18 protein-coding genes are annotated in these 18,736 nt (G+C 63.9%); 7 read left to right on the top strand and 11 right to left on the bottom strand.

The window, feature by feature from the left end; genetic code table 11:
- Window positions 1–7: 7 nt before the first annotated feature.
- The 8 genes from rseP to rpsB form a co-directional block, all read right to left on the bottom strand.
- A complete protein-coding gene (rseP, locus tag WBB14_RS25095) occupies window positions 8–1,339 on the bottom strand; it encodes an RIP metalloprotease RseP (protein WP_424242168.1) in 1,332 nt (443 codons plus the stop codon).
- A 59-nt stretch (window positions 1,340–1,398) separates the two neighbouring features.
- Window positions 1,399–2,598: a 1-deoxy-D-xylulose-5-phosphate reductoisomerase gene (locus tag WBB14_RS25090; protein ID WP_424242167.1), complete on the bottom strand. Its 1,200-nt coding sequence runs from the start codon at window positions 2,596–2,598 to the stop codon at window positions 1,399–1,401.
- A complete protein-coding gene (locus WBB14_RS25085) occupies window positions 2,595–3,452 on the bottom strand; it encodes a phosphatidate cytidylyltransferase (protein ID WP_424242166.1) in 858 nt (285 codons plus the stop codon). Before WBB14_RS25085 ends, WBB14_RS25090 begins: the two co-directional genes overlap by 4 nt.
- A gap of 48 nt (window positions 3,453–3,500) precedes the next feature.
- Window positions 3,501–4,265, bottom strand: a complete 765-nt coding sequence (uppS, locus tag WBB14_RS25080; RefSeq protein ID WP_424242165.1) for a polyprenyl diphosphate synthase — start codon at window positions 4,263–4,265, stop codon at window positions 3,501–3,503.
- Window positions 4,266–4,446: 181 nt separating this feature from the next.
- Complete coding sequence (gene frr, locus WBB14_RS25075; RefSeq protein WP_424242164.1) at window positions 4,447–5,007, bottom strand: ribosome recycling factor; 561 nt, start codon at window positions 5,005–5,007, stop codon at window positions 4,447–4,449.
- Window positions 5,008–5,022: 15 nt separating this feature from the next.
- Window positions 5,023–5,739: a UMP kinase gene (gene pyrH / locus WBB14_RS25070; protein WP_054425864.1), complete on the bottom strand. Its 717-nt coding sequence runs from the start codon at window positions 5,737–5,739 to the stop codon at window positions 5,023–5,025.
- A gap of 98 nt (window positions 5,740–5,837) precedes the next feature.
- Window positions 5,838–6,716 (bottom strand): translation elongation factor Ts, encoded by an 879-nt coding sequence (gene tsf / locus WBB14_RS25065; protein WP_424242163.1) that lies wholly within the window; start codon window positions 6,714–6,716, stop codon window positions 5,838–5,840.
- A gap of 179 nt (window positions 6,717–6,895) precedes the next feature.
- Window positions 6,896–7,645 carry a 30S ribosomal protein S2 gene (gene rpsB, locus WBB14_RS25060; RefSeq protein WP_424242162.1) on the bottom strand — a complete coding sequence of 250 codons (750 nt, stop codon included), beginning with the start codon at window positions 7,643–7,645 and terminating at the stop codon, window positions 6,896–6,898.
- 842 nt (window positions 7,646–8,487) lie between these two features.
- On the opposite strand from rpsB, the gene map reads away from it, so the two are divergent.
- The 7 genes from map (at window position 8,488) to WBB14_RS25025 (ending at window position 16,206) form a co-directional block, all read left to right on the top strand.
- Window positions 8,488–9,309 (top strand): type I methionyl aminopeptidase, encoded by an 822-nt coding sequence (map, locus tag WBB14_RS25055; protein WP_424242161.1) that lies wholly within the window; start codon window positions 8,488–8,490, stop codon window positions 9,307–9,309.
- A gap of 19 nt (window positions 9,310–9,328) precedes the next feature.
- Entirely contained in the window at window positions 9,329–11,935 is a 2,607-nt protein-coding gene (locus WBB14_RS25050) for a [protein-PII] uridylyltransferase (RefSeq protein WP_424242160.1), read from the top strand.
- 76 nt (window positions 11,936–12,011) lie between these two features.
- The gene (locus WBB14_RS25045) at window positions 12,012–12,725 is read left to right on the top strand and encodes a MarC family protein (RefSeq protein WP_424242159.1); all 714 of its coding nucleotides are present in this window, start codon (window positions 12,012–12,014) and stop codon (window positions 12,723–12,725) included.
- 50 nt (window positions 12,726–12,775) lie between these two features.
- The gene (locus WBB14_RS25040; protein WP_424242158.1) at window positions 12,776–13,261 is read left to right on the top strand and encodes a disulfide bond formation protein B; all 486 of its coding nucleotides are present in this window, start codon (window positions 12,776–12,778) and stop codon (window positions 13,259–13,261) included.
- Between the two features lie 91 nt (window positions 13,262–13,352).
- Window positions 13,353–13,916, top strand: coding sequence for a M48 family metallopeptidase (locus WBB14_RS25035; RefSeq protein WP_424242157.1), 564 nt, complete (start codon window positions 13,353–13,355; stop codon window positions 13,914–13,916).
- A gap of 346 nt (window positions 13,917–14,262) precedes the next feature.
- On the top strand, window positions 14,263–14,685 hold the full coding sequence (locus WBB14_RS25030; protein WP_424242189.1) for a tripartite tricarboxylate transporter TctB family protein: 423 nt from the start codon (window positions 14,263–14,265) through the stop codon (window positions 14,683–14,685).
- 12 nt (window positions 14,686–14,697) lie between these two features.
- Window positions 14,698–16,206: a tripartite tricarboxylate transporter permease gene (locus WBB14_RS25025; protein WP_424242156.1), complete on the top strand. Its 1,509-nt coding sequence runs from the start codon at window positions 14,698–14,700 to the stop codon at window positions 16,204–16,206.
- 115 nt (window positions 16,207–16,321) lie between these two features.
- Here WBB14_RS25025 and purF read toward each other — a convergent pair whose 3' ends face one another.
- The 3 genes from purF to WBB14_RS25010 all read right to left on the bottom strand — a co-directional run.
- Window positions 16,322–17,842, bottom strand: a complete 1,521-nt coding sequence (gene purF, locus WBB14_RS25020; RefSeq protein WP_424242155.1) for an amidophosphoribosyltransferase — start codon at window positions 17,840–17,842, stop codon at window positions 16,322–16,324.
- Between the two features lie 30 nt (window positions 17,843–17,872).
- Window positions 17,873–18,361 (bottom strand): CvpA family protein, encoded by a 489-nt coding sequence (locus WBB14_RS25015; RefSeq protein WP_424242154.1) that lies wholly within the window; start codon window positions 18,359–18,361, stop codon window positions 17,873–17,875.
- Window positions 18,361–18,736 (bottom strand): SPOR domain-containing protein (locus WBB14_RS25010; RefSeq protein WP_424242153.1); only part of this gene is annotated, 376 nt, incomplete at its 5' end. The genes WBB14_RS25015 and WBB14_RS25010, both read right to left, overlap by 1 nt.

Below are 18,736 nucleotides of genomic sequence, written 5' to 3'. Positions count from 1 at the left end.
ATCGCGTTCAAGTGAACAAACGCGTGAAATCATTGAACAGCGCAAGCCCCATCAGGCTTGCCAATAAACCTATGCCGGCGCGCTGTCCGATATCGATCCACCTTGCTGGCGGCGGGCTACCCCGCACAATTTCGACGAGATAGTACAGCAGATGGCCACCGTCCAGCATGGGAATAGGCAGCAAATTTAGTACGCCCAGGCTGATGCTGATCAAGGCGATATAAGCGATATACGCAACAATTCCGATTCTGGCGGTCTGGCCGGCGTAATCCGCGATGGTTACGGGACCGCTGACATTGCGCCAGGAGACGTCGCCCGTCACCATGCGGCCCATCATGCGCAGGGAGAACCAGGCTGTGTCCCAGGTACGGACCGCACCTTTCCACAAGCTCTCGACCACGCCATAGCGCACGGTCACCATGGGAATGTCGCCGCCCAGCTGGACTCCCAGCCGGCCGATCTGCTGGCCGTTGACGGTCTCGGCGCGCGGCGTGACGTTCAGCGAGATATTGGCGCCATCGCGCGCCAGCGTAAGCGCCAGCGTCTGGCCGGCGCTTTCCTGGATCTGCCGGACCAGGGCCCCGGTGTCCGGCGTGGGTACGCCGTTCACGGCGAGCACCAGGTCACCTGCGCGCAAGCCGGCTGCCTGCCCTTCGCCCCCGTCGTTGACGACACGAACCGCGGGCTTGGGCTGGGCCAGCCGGACTCCGGCCGTGGCCAGCGGGTCGCCGCCGGCCGGATCCATGGTGTTGGACGGCAGCACCAGCTCGCGCTGCTGCACCGCGCCTGCGGGGGTCTTGACCTCGATCCGGGCGCTGCCGCCGGTAGCCATGACGTCCATCAGGCGCCAGCGCGCATCGGACCAGGACGCAACCTCTACGCCGTCGATGGCAAGGATGTGGTCGCCCGAGAGCAGGCCGGCCTGCGCGGCCGGCGTGCCGGCGGCGGGCTGGGCGATGACGGCCACGGGCTCCTCGGTGCCGGCCATATTTAGGCCGGCGTACAGGAAGACCGCGAGTATCAGGTTGAAAATGGGGCCGGCAGCAACAATGGCGATGCGTTGGCCCACAGGCTTGCTATTGAAAGCCCCTGCCACTTCCGCCGGGCTCGCGCCAGCGGGAGGATCGTCCTGCATCTTGACGTAGCCGCCCAGCGGCAAGGCCGAAACAGCCCATTCCGTGCCATGGCGGTCGGTGCGGCGCAGGATGACCTTGCCGAAGCCCACAGAAAAGCGCAATACCTTCACGCCGCACAGGCGGGCCACCCAATAGTGCCCCAGTTCATGGAAGATGATCAGGGAGCCAAGCGCAACCGCAAAGGCCAACAGGGTGAAAAGCATCAGGGTCGAAGAAATCTAGAAAATCAAAGGCCGGCGAACGATGGCGACGATGGCCTGCATCAGGCCAGGCCCAGGCTGCCCGCGAAGACGCGCGCGTCAGAGTCAAGCGCGAGCACGTCGTCAAGACTGTTGAGCGTAACAGATGCTTGCCGCGCCTGCCACTCCAGGGAAGCCTCGATAACCCGCGGAATCCAGGTGTACGGCAGGCGACCGCCCAGGAACGCCTCTACGGCGATCTCGTTGGCCGCATTCAAGGTCACGCAAGCCCCCTGCCCGGCTCGCAGCGCCGCGAAAGAATGCGCCAGGCACGGAAAACGGGCCAGATCTGGCTTCTCGAAGTCCAGCCGTCCCAGGCGCGTCAGATCCAGCGGGCCGACGCCACTGTCCAGGCGTTCGGGAAAGCCTAGGCCATAGGCGATGGGCGTGCGCATGTCGGGCTGGCCGAGTTGCGCCAGTACGGACCCGTCGTCGTACTCGACCATGGAATGCACCACGCTCTGGGGGTGGACCACCACTTCGATGCGGCTGGCGGGCATGGCGAACAGCCAATGCGCCTCGATCACTTCGAGGCCCTTGTTGAGCATGGTGGCGGAATCCACCGAAATCTTGCGGCCCATACTCCAGTTGGGGTGGGCGCAGGCCTGGGCCGGAGTGACTTCGTGCAGGTCTTCCAGGTCGCGTCCGCGGAAAGGGCCGCCGGAAGCGGTCAACAGCAGGCGGCGCACGCCAGGCGCGGGGCTTTGCGGCGCGACGGCGCGCCCGCCATGAGGCAGGCACTGGAAAATAGCGTTATGTTCGCTGTCGATAGGAAGCAGTTCGGCGCCGTTATCGCGGATGGCCTGCATGAAGAGCGAGCCGGCCGCCACCAGCGCTTCCTTGTTGGCCAGCAGCACGCGCTTGCCGCTGCGGGCGGCCGCCAGGGCGGCGGGCAGTCCGGCGGCGCCCACGATGGCCGCCATGACCGAGTCGCATTGGGGATCGGCGGCGGTATCCGCCAGCGCCTGCGCGCCCACCCGGATCTCCGGCATGGGCCGGCCGCCGGCCCAGGCGGCAATGAACTTCTTGCGGGCCGCCGCGTCCGGCACCACCACGACTGCCGCGCGGCTGGCCTGCGCCTGCTCCGCCAGGCGCGCCATCTGGCTGTACGCCGACAAGGCATAAACCGCCAAGCGCTCGGGGTGGCGAGCGATCACATCCAGCGTGCTTTCACCGATCGAACCGGTCGATCCCAGCACGACGACGCGTTGAAAAGCCGTCAAAACAACACTCCAGACAAAAGTAGCGCAAATGGCGCGACCGGGAGAATCGCGTCGATGCGGTCATAGACCCCGCCATGGCCGGGCAGCAGCGTGCTGGAATCCTTGCGGCCGGCGCGCCGCTTGAGCAGCGACTCGAACAGGTCTCCCACGATCGACACCACGCCCAGAAGCGCAGCGATGGGCAGGGCCAGCCAGAAGGACCAGCGCTCGACCAGCGCGTGGCCGTAAGTGCCCTCCCAGAGGCTGGAAAGACCGATCCAGACCACCGCGCCCAGGACGCCGGCGACCGCGCCCGCGATCGTCTTGCCCGGACTGACCCGCGGCGCCAGTTTACGCTTGCCGAACGCCCTGCCGGCAAAATATGCGGCGATATCGGCGACCCAGACCAGCGCCAGCAGCGACACCACGAAACCGGCGCCGTGCGCCACGAACATCTGCGCCAGCACGGCCCAGGCGGCGAAAGCGGCAGGCACGGAGAAAACCGACCAGCCCAGGCTGGCGGGAGGGGCGTCGGAGCGGCCGCGTATCACCGCGGCCAGACCGCCGAACAGCCAGACCGCCGCCACTGCCGGCACCAGATAGCGCAGCACCCAGGCGGGATCGGCGATCCCCGCGCTGTCGCCTGCCAGCCAGGCCGAGGCCAAGGCCAGCATGCCTGCGAACAGCAGGACCGCGACACCGACGGCAATAAGGGGGGAAGGCGGTTGCGGCAGCGTCAGGCGCAGCCACTCCCAATTGGCGCAGGCGGCAGCCAGCGCCAACAAGGCAACGAACCACCAGGGGTTCGCGCTGATCATCGCGGCAGCCAGAACGGCCAACAGAACGACAGCGGTAACGATACGCTGGCCCAACATATGACGGTCTCCTCGTGTACAGCCTGGAAAGACGCGCTGGTCGTCCGTTTATTGCGCGCCGTCTTCGCTGAGTTGCGCGCTGGTACGGCCGAAGCGGCGTTCGCGCGTGCGGTACCAGTCAAAGGCGGCCGCAAGCTCGGCGGCGCCGAAATCCGGCCAGTAGCGATCCGTGAAGTAGAACTCCGCGTAAGCCATCTGCCAGATCAGGAAATTGGAAATGCGCTGTTCGCCGCCAGTGCGGATGAACAGATCGGGCTCGGGGGCCCAGGCCATGGACAGGTGCCGGGACAGGCGCTCCTCGTCCACCATCTGGGGCTGCGCGGCCAAGCCGGGCTCGGCGGCCAGCATGGCGCGGGTGGCCTGCAGGATGTCCCAGCGTCCGCCATAGTTGGCCGCAACGGTCAAGTGCAGGCGGTCGTTATGGGCGGTGCGTTCCTGCGCAGCGAAAATGAGCTCTTGCAGGCGGGGCTCGAAGGCGGACAGATCGCCAATGACGTGCAAGCGCACGCCCTGCTCGTCCAGCTTGCCGATCTCGCGCTCGAGGGCCTGCACGAACAGGCGCATCAGCAGCGACACTTCCTCGGCGGGACGGCGCCAGTTCTCGGAACTGAAGGCGAACAGGGTCAGATAGCGCACGCCTGCGCGGCCGCAGGCCTCGACGACGCGCCGCACCGCCTGCACGCCCTTGGCGTGGCCCGCGGTGCGCGGCAGCAGCCGCCTCGTCGCCCACCGGCCATTGCCATCCATGATGATGGCCACGTGCTCGGGAATGTCGCGAGTGGCGGGGACCGCCTGGGTCGAACTGGTTGCCATTGGTCTGGGGCTGCGCGCGGTAAGCGGCGAAATCGGAAATACGGGAAGAAAAGCCTGCGCCGTCGTTCCACCGCTGCGCAGCAATGCTGCGGAACCATGGACAGGACGGCGCTCAGGCAGGAAACCCTGGTCCCCGGGGCGATACGGCCACAGGCCGAATCACCCCGGAGGCATCCAGGAATTATACGGTCATGATTTCCGCTTCTTTCTGCGTGACCATCTTGTCGATGTCCGCCACGCTACGGTCGGTCAGCTTCTGGATGTCATCCTGCGAACGGCGTTCGTCGTCCTCGGAGATTTCCTTGTCCTTGACCAGCTTCTTCAGCGCTTCGTTGGCTTCGCGACGCAGGTTGCGCACGGCCACCTTGGCGTCTTCGCCCTCGCTGCGGACCACCTTGGTCAGATCGCGGCGGCGCTCTTCGGTCAGGGCGGGCATCGGCACGCGGATGGTGTCGCCCATCGACATGGGATTCAGGCCCAGGTCCGATTCGCGGATCGCCTTTTCAATGGCGGCGGCCATGCTCTTCTCGTAGGGTTGCACGCTGATGGTGCGGGCGTCCACGAGGTTCACGTTGCCGACTTGGCTGATCGGCACGGGCGAACCGTAGTACTCGACCTGCACATGGTCCAGGATGCCGGTATGGGCGCGGCCCGTGCGGATCTTGGCCAGGTTGGTCTTGAGCGTGTCAAGCGACTTGGCCATCCTGGCTTCGGCGGATTTGCGGATTTCTGCGGCGCTCATGGAATTTCCTTTTCTTTAGACGTGTACCAAGGTGCCTTCGTCTTCGCCGCTGACCACCCGCTTGAGGGCACCGGACTTATTGATCGAAAACACTTTGATCGGCAGTTTCTGGTCACGGCACAGCGCGAACGCGGTGGCGTCCATGACTTCCAGACGGCGGACAATCGCTTCGTCGAAGCTGATGCGCGCGTAACGCGTGGCGGTGGGATCCTTGTTGGGATCGGCGCTGTAGATGCCGTCCACCTTGGTGGCCTTCAGCACGATCTCCGCCCCGATCTCGGCGCCGCGCAAAGCAGCGGCCGTGTCCGTGGTGAAGAAGGGATTGCCGGTGCCCGCCGCGAAGATGACGACCTTGCCCTCTTCGAGGTAGCGCAGGGCCTTCGGGCGGATGTAGGGCTCGACGACCTGATCGATGTTCAGGGCCGATTGTACGCGGGTGTCGATACCCTTGTGCTTGAGCGCGTCTTGCAGCGCAAGCGCGTTCATGATGGTGGCCATCATGCCCATGTAGTCGGCGGTCGCGCGGTCCATGCCCTGCGCACCCGGGGCGACGCCACGGAAAATATTGCCTCCGCCGATGACGATGGCCAGTTCGACGCCAGTAGCGGCGACTTCGGCGATCTCATCGGTCATGCGGACGATGGTGGAGCGGTTGATGCCGAATGCATCGTCGCCCATCAGCGCCTCGCCGGAAAGTTTGAGAAGAACCCGTTTGTATGCTCTGCTGCTCATAGGTGATATCCCGAGGAACAATCCGACGAAAGTGTAAGACAAGAAATAGGCCGGACTAGAATTTAATCTAGCGCCGGCCCTTAAGCACTACCCTGGGGTCAGGCGCGGCCAGCGGCGGCGGCGGCGACCTCAGCGGCGAAATCGCTGGTCTTCTTCTCGATACCTTCGCCGACAACGAACAGCACGAACTTGCTGATCGAAGCGCCCTTTTCCTTGAGCATCTGCTCAACGCTGTGCTTGTCGCTCTTGACGAACGGCTGCGACAGCAGGGTAACTTCCTTCAGGAACTTCGCGACCGAACCTTCGACCATCTTGGCGACGATTTCAGCCGGCTTGCCGGATTCGGCGGCCTTCTGTTCGGCGACCGAGCGCTCGGCGGCGATGTCGGCGGGGTTCACGCCGTCGGCGTTCAGCGCCTTGGGCTTGGTGGCGGCGATGTGCATCGCCAGGTCCTTGCCCACTTCTTCCGCGCCGGTGTATTCGACCAGCACGCCGATCTTGCCGCCATGCACGTAGCTGGCCAGCGCGTTCGGGGTCTCGATGCGCTCGAAGCGGCGGATCGAGATGTTTTCGCCGATCTTGCCGATCAGGGCGGTGCGGGTGCTTTCGACCGTGCCGTCGCCGTAGGGCAGCGCCGACAGGACTTCCACCGTGGCGGGGTTCTGCGTGGCGACCAGCTCGGCCAGCTTGTTCACGAAGCCGACGAAGTCGTCGTTCTTGGCGACGAAGTCGGTTTCGCAGTTGATTTCGATGACGGCGCCCTTCTTGGCGTCGGCGGAGATGAACAGACCGATCAGGCCTTCAGCGGTGACGCGGGCGGCAGCCTTGCTGGCCTTGTTGCCCAGCTTGACGCGCAGGATTTCCTCGGCGCGGGCCAGGTCGCCCTCGGCTTCCGTCAAGGCCTTCTTGCACTCCATCATGGGGGCGTCGGTCTTTTCGCGCAGTTCCTTGACCAGGGCAGCGGTAATTTCAGCCATGTTTGCTCCAATTTGCTAGAACATGCCCCGGCAAGCCGGGACAGTGGTTTGATTCGATGGGACATCCGCGACTAGCGGATCAGGAAGATGGGAGCCCACCTTCGCATTGCCGGCGAGGCGGGAGCGGACCCGCATTCGGAACCGCTCCCAGACGCTAACCGCCGGACATGACAATAGGCTTAGGCCTGGTTGTCCTGCACTTCGACGAACTCTTCCTGGCCTTCGCCCAGCTCTTCGACCAGACCGTTCAGGTTCTGTTCGCGGCCTTCCAGCACGGCGTCGGCGATGCCCTTGGCGTACAGCGCGATGGCCTTGGCCGAGTCGTCGTTGCCGGGGATGACGTAGTCGATGCCGTCGGGCGAGTGGTTGGTGTCAACCACGGCGACCACGGGGATGCCCAGCGTCTTGGCTTCGGCGATGGCGATCTTGTGGTAGCCGACGTCGATCACGAAAATGGCGTCAGGCAGACCGTTCATGTCCTTGATGCCGCCGATCGACTTGTTCAGCTTGTCCAGTTCGCGCTGGAACAGCAGGCCTTCCTTCTTGATCATGCGCTCGGCGCCGCCTTCGGCAACCACGGCTTCCATTTCCTTCAGGCGCTTGACCGAGGTCTTGACCGTCTTGAAGTTGGTCAGCATGCCGCCGAGCCAGCGGGCGTCGACGAAGGGCATGCCGCAACGGGCGGCTTCGGTGGCGACCAGCTCGCGAGCAGCGCGCTTGGTGCCGACGAACAGGATGTTGCCGCCGCGAGCAGCCAGCTGCTTCACGAACTTGGTGGCTTCCTGGTACTTATCAACCGTCTTTTCGAGGTTGATGATGTGAATCTTGTTGCGATGGCCGAAGATGTACTGAGCCATCTTGGGGTTCCAGTAGCGGGTCTGGTGACCGAAGTGGACACCCGCTTCCAGCATTTCGCGCATCAAAGACATAACTTTCTCCAAGGGTTGATTTCTTGCGCCGCACCTGCATCAGCCTCTGGCTGACACCCTGGGTGGTGTTGCGCGCGATTTCCCGCCTATGCGGGATGACTAAATTTTAACCGGGCCGACCGATCACTGCCGCAATAACTACGACGCCTGAGGCGCCTTCTACTACGCTGCCGCGATAAACCCAGACGGCCGCCACGACCAAGAGCCTTGCACCGCACGCTTGCAGGCGCTTGTCCAGACCCACCAGGAGTTTCCTGGAAGTTTCCGGCGGTTTCCCGAAAGCGCACCCGGACCTGTTTTGTTGGCGGCGAAATCCAGCTCTGGAAAATCCAGCTCTTCGCGTTCAAGCGCGGGGTTTTACGCCCTGGCTTCAGTTCGACCGCGCATCAGACCATCGGGGCATTTCTTAAGAAAACGCGAACGTTTTCAAGAACTTAAGCCGACATCCATACTGAGTCCAGACCCTGAGCCTGCATCGCCGCTCTAAAACATGACCGGGCTTACAAGCACGCCGCGTCCCAGCTTGCGCCAGCATCCGCACGCCGCCCGCCACGCCCAACCCGACTTGCTTCCAGCACGCGTCCCGCTCGTAAAATCCACGACCTGCCCGATTTCGCTCCACAACCTTCGCTTGCGGTGAAACTTCAGGGCCTGCCGCCGATCACTATGAATGGACCGCCGCTAGTGCCTGCCGGGTGTGCCTGACCTGCGGCTAGCCGCTGCCAACACCCGCCGGGTTCAGCCTTTGCCGTAACCCGATTGCTCCCCAAAATTTTAGGGAAGCCTATAATTCTACTATTCTTTCAAGCAGACATTCAAGCGAGACATCGCGAAGCTACTCCATGGGCACAATTACCAATCAGGCCGACCTGGCCAAGATGCGCGCCGCCTGCCAGGACGCGGCCAAAGTCCTCGATTTCATCACCCCTCACGTCAAGCCTGGCGTGACCACCGGCGAACTGGACCGTCTCTGCCTGGAATACCTGACCGATGAGCTGGGCGTGAAGTCCGCCACCGTGGGCTATGCGCCCCCGGGCTACCCGCCCTTCCCCGGCGCGATCTGTACTTCGGTCAACCACCAGGTCTGTCACGGCATCCCGGGCGACAAGGTGCTGAAAAACGGCGACTCGCTGAACATCGACGTCACCATCATCAAGGATGGCTGGTTCGGCGACACCAGCCGCATGTACGCGGTGGGCGAGCAGTCCATATTGTCGCGCCGCCTGACCGAAATCACCTTCGAATGCATGTGGAAAGGCATCCAGCAGGTAAAAAACGGGGCCACCTTGGGTGACGTGGGCAACGCGATCCAGAAGCATGCCGAGGCCAACGGCTTTTCGGTGGTGCGCGAATTCTGCGGCCACGGCATCGGCCAGCGCTTCCATGAAGACCCGCAGGTGCTGCACTACGGCAAACCGGGCAGCGGCGTGAAGCTGACGACGGGCATGCTGTTCACCATCGAGCCCATGATCAACGCCGGGCGCCGCGAGATCCGCCAGTTGTCCGACGGCTGGACGGTCGTCACCCGCGACCACAGCCTGTCGGCGCAATGGGAGCATGCTGTCTGTGTCACCGAAACCGGCTACGAAGTCCTGACCCTTTCGCCAGGCATGCCCCAACCGCCGGCCTTCATCACCGAACCCCTCGTTATCCCCACCGTCTAACGCGCCAGCCCCAGCCACCATGACCGCCGCATCCCTCAGCGCCCTGCGCGAACGCATCCAGGAAGCCCGGCGGACCGCGGTGGCGGAGTTCCGCACGCACTTGCGGCCGGACACCCTGCTGTCCGAACAGCGCCGCATCGTCGACGCCGCGCTGCGCGACCTGGTCAAGCATTGCCCGCTGCCTGCCGGCGCCACGCTGGCGGCCGTGGGCGGCTACGGCCGGGGCGAGCTTTACCCGCACTCGGACGTCGACCTGCTGATTCTGCTGCCGCATGTCCCCACGCCCGACGACGAGTCGGCCATCGAGAAGCTGGTGGCTTCGCTCTGGGACCTGGGCCTGGAACCCGGCCACAGCGTGCGCACCATCGAGGACTGCGAACGCGAGGCCGACGCCGACATCACGGTGGAAACGGCCTTGCTGGAGTCCCGCTGGCTGGCCGGCAGCCGCACCTTGATGAAGCAATTCGAAGCCGCGACCAAGTCCCGCCTGGACCCGCGCGCATTCTTCCGCGCCAAGCGGGTCGAAATGCAGCAGCGCCACGCGCGCTACCACGACACCCCCTACGCGCTGGAACCGAACTGCAAGGAATCTCCCGGCGGCCTGCGCGACCTGCAGGTCATCCTGTGGATGGCGCGCGCGGCTGGCTTCGGCAATAGCTGGCGTTCCGTGGCGCAGGCCGGCCTGCTGACCTCGTCCGAGGCGCGTGACCTGCGCAAGGCGGAACAGGCCTTCAAGCGCCTGCGCATCGAATTGCACCTGTTGGCGAACCGACGCGAAGACCGCGTGCTGTTCGACCTGCAGCCGGCCTTGGCCGAGGTCTACGGCATCCACGCCACCGCCACCCGCCGCGGCAGCGAACTGCTGATGCAGCGCTACTACTGGGCCGCCCGGCTGGTGACGCAGTTGAACGGCATCCTGGTGCAGAACATCGAAGAGCGCCTGTTCCCGCGCCCGGACAGCGACGCGCGCGATATCGACGACGATTTCCGCAATCTGCGCGACCGCCTGGACATCATTCGCGATGACGGCTTCGAGCGCAATCCCACTCTGCTGCTGCGCGCTTTCCTGGTAATGCAGCAGCATCCGGAACTGACCGGCATGTCGGCGCGGACGCTGCGCGCCATCTGGCATTCGCGCCACCGCATCGATGCGCAATTCCGCCGCAACCCGGTCAACCGCAAGCTGTTCCTGCAGATCCTGCAGCAGCCGCGCGGCATCGTGCACGAGCTGCGGCGCATGACCATGCTCAACATCCTGCCGCGCTACCTGCCGGTGTTCCGCCGCATCGTCGGCCAGATGCAGCATGACCTGTTCCACGCCTACACGGTGGATCAGCACACGCTGGCGGTGGTGCGCAACCTGCGCCGCTTCACCATGCCGGAACACGCCCAGGAGTATCCTCTGGCCAGCCAGCTGATCGCCGGCCTGGACCGGCACTGGCTGCTGTACGTAGCGGCGCTGTTCCACGACATCGCCAAGGGCCGCGGCGGCGACCATTCCGAACTGGGCGCGCGCGAGGTGCGCAAGTTCGCGCAAGACCACGGCATGGAGCCCGAGGACACGAAGCTGGTCGAATTCCTGGTGCGCCAGCACCTGCTGATGTCGGCCGTGGCGCAGAAGCGCGACCTGTCCGACCCGGCCGTGGTGCAGGACTTCGCCGCCACCGTCAAGGACGAGCGCCACCTGACCGCCCTGTACCTGCTGACGGTGGCCGATATCCGCGGCACCAGCCCCAAGGTCTGGAACGCCTGGAAGGGCAAGCTGCTGGAAGACCTGTACAAGCTGACGCTGGCCGCGCTGGGCGGCGCCCATGCCGACGCCCACACCGTCCTGACCGAACGCAAGGAAGAGGCCGCCCGCCTCACCCGCCTGGCCGGATTGCGCGACGACGCCCGCGAAGCCTTCTGGAACCAGCTCGACGTCGCGTATTTCCTGCGCCACGACGCCTCGGACATCGCCTGGCACACGCGCCACCTGTACCACCAGGTCGCGCCGGCGCAGGCGGTCGTCAAGGCCCGCCCCACCGAACAAGGGGAAGGCCTGCAGATCATGGTGTACACGCGCGATGCGCCCGACCTGTTCGTGGCCATCTGCGGCTACTTCGACGCCAAATCGCTCTCGATTCAAGATGCCCGCATCCACACCACGCGCCACGGCTGGGCGCTGGACAGCTTCATCGTGCTGCTGCCGGAAGGCGCCAGCGACCTGCGCGCCCAGGCCACCCTGGTCGAGCATGAACTCGCCGAACGCCTGAAAGACCCGCACGCCGCCGCGCAGCAGCAACCCGCCCGCGGCGGCTACTATGGCCGCGGCCGCCAGTCGCGCGTATCGCGCGTGTTCCCGGTCATGCCGCAGGCCGAACTGCAGCCCGACGAGCGCAGCACCTCCTGGCGCCTGTCGGTGACAGCCACCGACCGCCCCGGCCTGCTGCACGCCCTGGCGCGCGTCTTCGCCCGCCACGAGGTGAACCTGCTGATGGCCAAGATCATGACCTTGGGCGACCGCGTCGAGGACGTGTTCATCGTGGATGGACCGACGCTGGCGCGCCCGCGCAGCCAGATGCAGTTCGAGCGCGACATCCTGGACGCGCTGGCGGGCGAAGAAGTCCAGCAGCGCGCCGCCTGAGCAGGCGGATCGCGACATCGCCAGCGCCGCCGGGACCGCATACAATCCCGGTTTTCGGCCAGGCGATGCCCTCCCCATGGAGCTAAACGATTATCTGCGCGTTTTCGGTACCAGCTTCTTTTTCGCGCTGGCCACCCTATTGCCGTTCCTGAACCCGCCCGCGATCGCGCCGATTTTCCTGTCGCTGACCGAAGGCGCGTCCTCATCCACCCGGATGGTGCTGGCCAAGCGCGTTGCCATCAACGTCTGCCTGATGCTGGTCGTCGCGATGGTGGCGGGCAACGTGCTGCTCAGTTTCTTCGGCATCTCCCTGTCCATCGTGCGGGTCGGCGGCGGCATGCTGGTGATCGCCAGCGCCTGGCGGCTGGTGAATTCGCCCGACGCCGACACCGAACGCGTAGCGCGCATGGCGGAGTCCTTCACCCCCGAAATGGCCAAGGCCCGGGCGTTCTATCCCCTGACCTTTCCCATCAGTTGCGGCCCAGGCTCTATCGCCGCGGCCATTACCGTGGGGGTGTCGCTACGCGACCAGAACCACGTGCTGAGTCTGGTACGCCTGGGCGGCTCCATCCCGGGCATCATCGCGGTGTCGGTGACGCTCTACATCTGCCTGCGCTTTGCCGCGCAGATGCTGCACCGCCTGGGCGACAATGGCACGGCCGTGTTCATGCGCCTGTCGGCCTTCATCATGCTGTGCCTGGGCGTGCAGATCTTCTGGGAAGGTTCGCGCGAACTGCTGCTGGGCGTGCTGCAGCAGGTGATGCAACCAATTCCGATTCCCAAGGCCTAAGCCTGACCGGGTACAACGCCCGGCCCCTATCCAACCCTTACCGCGCAACAATGACCTCTCGCTCAGAACGCCTGCTCCGCCTGATCGCCCTTTTTTGCTTTGGCGCCGTCGGCCTCGCCCTTGTTTCCCAGCACGTCTTCGACATGCCGCCCTGCGCCTGGTGCGTCATGCAGCGCCTGATCTACCTGGTGATCGGCGCCATCGCGCTGGTCGGCGGATTCGGCGGCGGACGCGCCCTGACGCGCCTGTGCGGCGCCCTCACCGCGCTGCTGTCCCTGAGCGGCATTGCCGCCGCCTGGTACCAGTACAGCGTGGCCGCCAACATGCTGTCCTGCGACCAGACCTTCGCCGACCGCTTCATGACCGGCATCGGCCTGGAAAGCGCCGTGCCGTGGCTGTTCGGCATCTTTGCCACCTGCATGGACGCCAAGGTGCCGGTGCTGGGCATCGAGTACGCGCTGTGGAGCCTGGCGCTCTTCGTCGTCATTTTCTTCATGGCGCTGCCTGTCGTGTTCCGGCGCGGCGGTTCGCAGTAACTGCCCCATCCCGATGCCGCCCGCAGCCTCGCGGGCGGCGGCCAGATTCCAGGAAGCCTGGCCGCGCCCCGCCGCCGCTCCCGCCTTGATCATGTCCACCCTGAAATACCTGACCGGATACCCGGAATCCCTGCTCGCCCAGACCCAGAAGCTGCTCGACCAAGGCAAGCTGGGCGCGGCGTTGCTGGCGCGCTACCCCGCCGGCCCGCACGACGTCCGCAACGACCGGGCGCTTTATCAGTACGTGACGGAGTTGAAGAACGCCCATATGCGCAACGGCGACCAGATCAATAAAGTCGCCTTCGACAGCAAAATCCATGTGATCCAGCACGCGCTGGGCCAGCACACCTATATCTCGCGCGTGCAGGGCGGCAAGCTGCGGGCCAAACATGAAATCCGGGTGGCGACGCTATTCAAGGCGGTGCCGGCCGAGTTCCTCAAGATGATCACGGTGCATGAGCTGGCCCACCTGAAGGAGAAGGACCACAACAAGGCCTTCTACAACATGTGCCTGCGCATGGAGCCGCATTACCACCAGTATGAGTTCGATCTGCGGCTGTATCTGACGCACCTGGAAGCAACGCGGCAATCCTTGTGGAATCCAAAGTCGGAAACGACCGCAACGGCCGCGGGCCGGTCTTCACAAGAAGATTAATTTCCGACCATCGATTGAATCCAATTCCTGAATGAATTCTGAATAAAATCTGAATTCATTCTGACTGTTTTCTTAAAATTCCCTGACTTTATTCTTAACGATAGCTGAATATTTTTATTCATCTGCGAGGATTTTCTACGCCCCTAGGGTTTGCGAGCATGAAATTCCAAATTTATCGTCTGCAAGCGAAAGCGGACTGAAAGTGGCCGTTATTAGACTCTCTCAGGCGTTTGTAAGGGGATAGAAATTTACAGCTCCTTGTAAGCGCAAGCCTAATAACAAGGAGAGCATGGTGCTTCAAGAAAGCAGCAGCAATATAAATGTGGAGAGGGGTTTTCATAGGCATATGAATAACCAGAATTTTGTCCGGGGCGTCTTCATGATGGCGTTCGCCCTGGTTTTCGGAGTTACTGCACTCAAATATCAGGTTGGAACTTTTTCCCGAGGCGGACCGGGTCTCTTTCCGCTGATGGCAAGTTCGGCGCTGTTTATTATTGGCGTGATCACGACAATAACCTCGTTCTTCACAGAACCAGTTCCGATGAGCCACAGCATCAAGAATATTTCCATCATCATGCTGAGCTTGGTGGGCTGCGCCGCCATATCCGGCGCGATCAACATGATCGCCGGCATCATATTCCTGGTCTTCTGCGCCTCGCTGGCCGCCACCTCATATTCAACTCTGCGAAACCTGAAAATATCAGGAGGGCTGATTGCCGTGGCTTTTGCATTCAAGAGCTTTCTCGGCCTTAACCTGCCCTTACTCTGACGCGAGTGCGCGATGGAAATCATAAATAACCTGATGCTCGGTTTCGAGCATGCCTTGACCTGGCAAAACCTGCTTTATTGCGCGATGGGCTGCGTTATCGGCACCCTGGTCGGACTGCTGCCCGGATTGGGCCCGCTTTCCACCATCAGCCTGCTGCTGCCGCTGACCTATTCCATTCCCACGGGCGGCGCGCTGATCATGCTGGCCGGCATTTATTATGGCGCGCAGTATGGCGACAGTGTCAGCGCCATTACCATGAAGATTCCGCACGCAAGCAGTATCGTCGCTTGCATAGACGGTTATCAGATGAACCTCAACGGCAAGACCGGCCTGGCCCTGTTCACGGCAGGCGTCTCCAGTTTCATCGGGGGCACGGTGGCCATCGTGGTGCTGTCCACCATGACGCCGATACTGGGCGAAGCCGCCTTCCTGTTCGGCCCGGCGGACTACACCGCGCTGATGCTGATGGGCTTCTTCTGCGTCAGTTTCGTCAGCAGCGGCAACATGCTGACTGGCCTGGCGATGGCGATCGTCGGCGTTCTGCTGGCGTCGATCGGCACGGACGTCAATAGCGGCACTGCGCGCTACACCATGGATTTCGCCTTCCTGCAGGACGGAATCGGCCTGATCAGCATTGCGCTGGGTTGCTTCGGCATCGCGGAAATCGTCAAGAACCTGGATAACCGCAACGAACTCACCCCATTCAACGGCAAGATCAAACTCATGCCGACCTGGGCGGAATTCAAGCGGATCATTCCCAGCGCCCTGCGCGGCAGCGCAATCGGCGCGGCCTTGGGTATTCTGCCCGGCGGCGGTCCCACGATTGCGCAGTTTGCTGCGTACGCGGCCGACAAGCGTTTCAGCAAGTACAAGCATGAGATGGGCAACGGCGCGATCGAAGGCGTGGCCGGCCAGGCTGCCGCTGACGAAGCCGCCGCCCGTACCAGCTTCATTCCGCTGATGGCCATCGGTATTCCCGAGAATGCGGTGATGGCCCTGATGCTGGCCGCCTTCATCATCAAGGGGGTCCAGCCCGGTCCCAACATGATAGGCACCCACCCGGACCTGTTCTGGGGCCTGGTGGCCAGCATGTGGGTCGGCAACTGCTTCCTGCTGATCCTGAACGTGCCGCTGGTGCGCTACTGGCTCTCCGTGTTCAAGATTCCCTATACGGTATTGTTTCCGTCGATCCTGTTCTTCTGCATCGTCGGCACGTTCAGCATCAACAACAGCCTCGATGACATTTACATCACCGCGGTGTTCGGTCTGATCGGCTACGCCTTCCTGCGGCTGGGCATGGGCGCTGCGCCGCTGATGCTGGGATTCATTCTGGGCCCCATGCTCGAAGAGAATTTCCGCCGCGCAATGCTGCTGAGCCGAGGGTCGTTCGACGTCTTCGTGACGCGGCCGATCAGCGCCACCCTCCTCGGCGTCATCGGACTGGTGATCGTCTGGAAGTTCATCAACTTCGTCCGGAGTCTGCGCCAACCCAAGATGGCAGACGCCACGCCCGCCCCCTGACCTGGGATGACTCCGCGCCCCCTCCTCCACGGGATGGGGTGTGCGGACACTCCCAGGCAAAAAAATGCCGTCCTCAGGGACGGCATTTTCACTACAGCGAACCCGGGTGCCGCGGTCAGGCGTCGCTGGCGGCGTAACCCATGTTGAACTGCAGGCCGCTGGCGCCGCCTTCCTCGCCGGGTTCGGCGCGGGATTGGCCCAGGCGGGCCAAGTACTCGGCGGTGATGTCGCCCGTGACGTACTCGCCATCAAAGCACGAAGCCTCGAAGCGCGACAGTTTGGGATTGATGTCCCGCACCGCCTGCTGCATGTCATGCAGGTCCTGGTAGATCAGCGAATCGGCGCCGATCGCGCGAGCGATTTCCTCGTCGCTGCGGCCGGTGGCGATCAGTTCGCTCTGCGTGGGCATGTCGATGCCGTAAACGTTCGGGAAGCGGACCGGAGGCGCAGCCGAGGCGAAATAGACCTTGTTGGCGCCGGCAGCACGGGCCATGTCCACGATTTCGCGGCTGGTGGTGCCACGCACGATGGAGTCGTCCACCAGCAGCACGTTCTTGCCCTTGAACTCCATGCCGATGGCATTGAGCTTCTGGCGCACCGATTTGCGGCGCACGGCCTGGCCCGGCATGATGAAGGTGCGGCCCACGTAGCGGTTCTTGATCAGGCCTTCGCGGTAATCCAGGTTCAGGCGGGCGGCCAGCTGCATGGCGGCGGGGCGCGAGGAATCCGGAATCGGCATGACGACGTCGATGTCGCCCAGGCGCATGTTGCGCGCCACCTTGTCGGCCAGGTACTCGCCCATGCGCAGGCGGGCGTCATAGACCGACACGCCGTCGATCAGCGAATCCGGGCGCGCGAAGTACACGTATTCGAAAATGCAGGGCACCAGCTGCGGATTGTCGGCGCATTGGCGGCTGACGAAACGGCCGTCCAGGTCGACGAACACGGCTTCGCCGGGCTCGACGTCGCGCACGAAGGCGAAGCCGCTACCTTCCAGCGCCACGGATTCCGAGGCCACCATCCATTCGACGCCCTCTTCGGTTTCCTGGCGGCCGATGCACAGCGGACGGATGCCGTTGGGATCGCGGAAGGCCAGCAGGCCGTAGCCGGAGATTTGCGCCACCACGGCGTAGGCGCCGCGCACGCGCTTGTGCAGGGCCGACACGGCGCGGAAGATGGCGTCGTCATCCAGCGACACGCCGTTGGCCGACGATTGCAGCTCGTGCGCCAGAACGTTCAGCAGGACTTCGGAATCGGAGTTGGTGTTGATATGGCGGCGGTCGACGCGGTAGAGCGATTCGCGCAGTTCACGCCAGTTGGTCAGGTTGCCGTTGTGGGCGAACATGATGCCGAACGGCGCGTTGACGTAGAACGGCTGGGCCTCTTCCTCGCTGGCGCTGGAGCCCGCGGTGGGATAGCGGACCTGGCCGACGCCAGACGTACCCGGCAGCGAGCGCATGTTGCGCGTACGGAAGACGTCGCGCACCAGGCCGTGCGCCTTGTACATATTGAATTGGTTGCCTTGCGATGTCGCGATGCCCGCGGCGTCCTGCCCGCGATGCTGCAACAGCAGCAAGCTGTCATAGAGCAGCTGGTTGACCGGCCCGCGCCCGATGACCCCTACGATTCCACACATGGTGAGATTTCCTGGTTGATTTAAAGCTAATCAATACGGCAGCCACGTCGCCAGGGACGGCGGCAGCCACGTCTTGATATGTTTGATGGCCTCGATGGCCGAATGCGAAAACATGGCGTCCTTCCACCACGGCTCTTGCGGCAACGGCGTGTAGCCTGCGGCGGCGACCAGCGCCAGCACGATCAGCAGGCCACGGGCCAGCCCGAACATCCCGCCCAGTCCGTGGTCGGCGGGACTCAGTCCGGTGCTGCGGATCAAGGCAGCAAGCGTCATGTTGACCAACCCCACGCCGAGCAGCACGATGATGAACACCGCGGCGTACGAAACTCCCATGCGCAGCAGCGTCGTTTCAATATAGGGCTCCAGCCAGGCATAGACCGTGGGGCCCCACCATATCGCGGCCACGAAGGCCAGCAGATAGGCGACCAGCGACAGCACCTCTTTGAGCAGGCCGCGCACCAGGCCCAGCACACCCGAAACCGCCAGGATGGCCAGCACGACGAAGTCGAAACCGGTCACTATTGGGCGGCGATGAAACCATTGTCATAGCCCAGGGTGCGCAACCGCGCCTGGGCCGCCTGCGCCGCCTCGCGCGAGGGGAACGGCCCCACCCGCAGACGATACTGCTTCTGGCCATTGACGGTGGCCTGTTCGACGAATGCGTTGGTCACCCCGGCCTGGTGCAGCTTGCTGCGCCGCGACTGGGCGTCCTCGGACGCGGTGTAGGAGGCGATCTGCAATACGAAATTGCCCTTCGCGGCCGGCTTGGGCGCGGGCGCCGACGCGGCTGGCGCCTGACGTCCTTCCAGCAGGGCCAGGGCCCGCGCGCCGTCGTCCGAGCGGGTATCGGGCTTGGGCGCCGGCTTGGGTTCGGGCTTGGGCGCCGGCTTGGGC

Source organism: Achromobacter sp., from assembly GCF_049647645.1.
Classification (GTDB): Bacteria; Pseudomonadota; Gammaproteobacteria; order Burkholderiales; family Burkholderiaceae_B; genus Achromobacter.
This window is presented reverse-complemented; position numbering and strand designations above follow the sequence as displayed.

Coding starts and splice junctions, on each gene's coding strand:
- frr (WP_424242164.1), bottom strand. CDS start 5,007: ATGAGCGCCGCAGAAATCCGCAAATCCGCCGAAGCCAGGATGGCCAAG.
- map (WP_424242161.1), top strand. CDS start 8,488: ATGGGCACAATTACCAATCAGGCCGACCTGGCCAAGATGCGCGCCGCC.
- WBB14_RS25035 (WP_424242157.1), top strand. CDS start 13,353: ATGTCCACCCTGAAATACCTGACCGGATACCCGGAATCCCTGCTCGCC.
- WBB14_RS25040 (WP_424242158.1), top strand. CDS start 12,776: ATGACCTCTCGCTCAGAACGCCTGCTCCGCCTGATCGCCCTTTTTTGC.
- purF (WP_424242155.1), bottom strand. CDS start 17,842: ATGTGTGGAATCGTAGGGGTCATCGGGCGCGGGCCGGTCAACCAGCTG.
- WBB14_RS25045 (WP_424242159.1), top strand. CDS start 12,012: ATGGAGCTAAACGATTATCTGCGCGTTTTCGGTACCAGCTTCTTTTTC.
- tsf (WP_424242163.1), bottom strand. CDS start 6,716: ATGGCTGAAATTACCGCTGCCCTGGTCAAGGAACTGCGCGAAAAGACC.
- WBB14_RS25050 (WP_424242160.1), top strand. CDS start 9,329: ATGACCGCCGCATCCCTCAGCGCCCTGCGCGAACGCATCCAGGAAGCC.
- WBB14_RS25030 (WP_424242189.1), top strand. CDS start 14,263: ATGAATAACCAGAATTTTGTCCGGGGCGTCTTCATGATGGCGTTCGCC.
- pyrH (WP_054425864.1), bottom strand. CDS start 5,739: ATGAGCAGCAGAGCATACAAACGGGTTCTTCTCAAACTTTCCGGCGAG.
- WBB14_RS25025 (WP_424242156.1), top strand. CDS start 14,698: ATGGAAATCATAAATAACCTGATGCTCGGTTTCGAGCATGCCTTGACC.
- rseP (WP_424242168.1), bottom strand. CDS start 1,339: ATGCTTTTCACCCTGTTGGCCTTTGCGGTTGCGCTTGGCTCCCTGATC.
- uppS (WP_424242165.1), bottom strand. CDS start 4,265: ATGGCAACCAGTTCGACCCAGGCGGTCCCCGCCACTCGCGACATTCCC.
- rpsB (WP_424242162.1), bottom strand. CDS start 7,645: ATGTCTTTGATGCGCGAAATGCTGGAAGCGGGTGTCCACTTCGGTCAC.
- WBB14_RS25085 (WP_424242166.1), bottom strand. CDS start 3,452: ATGTTGGGCCAGCGTATCGTTACCGCTGTCGTTCTGTTGGCCGTTCTG.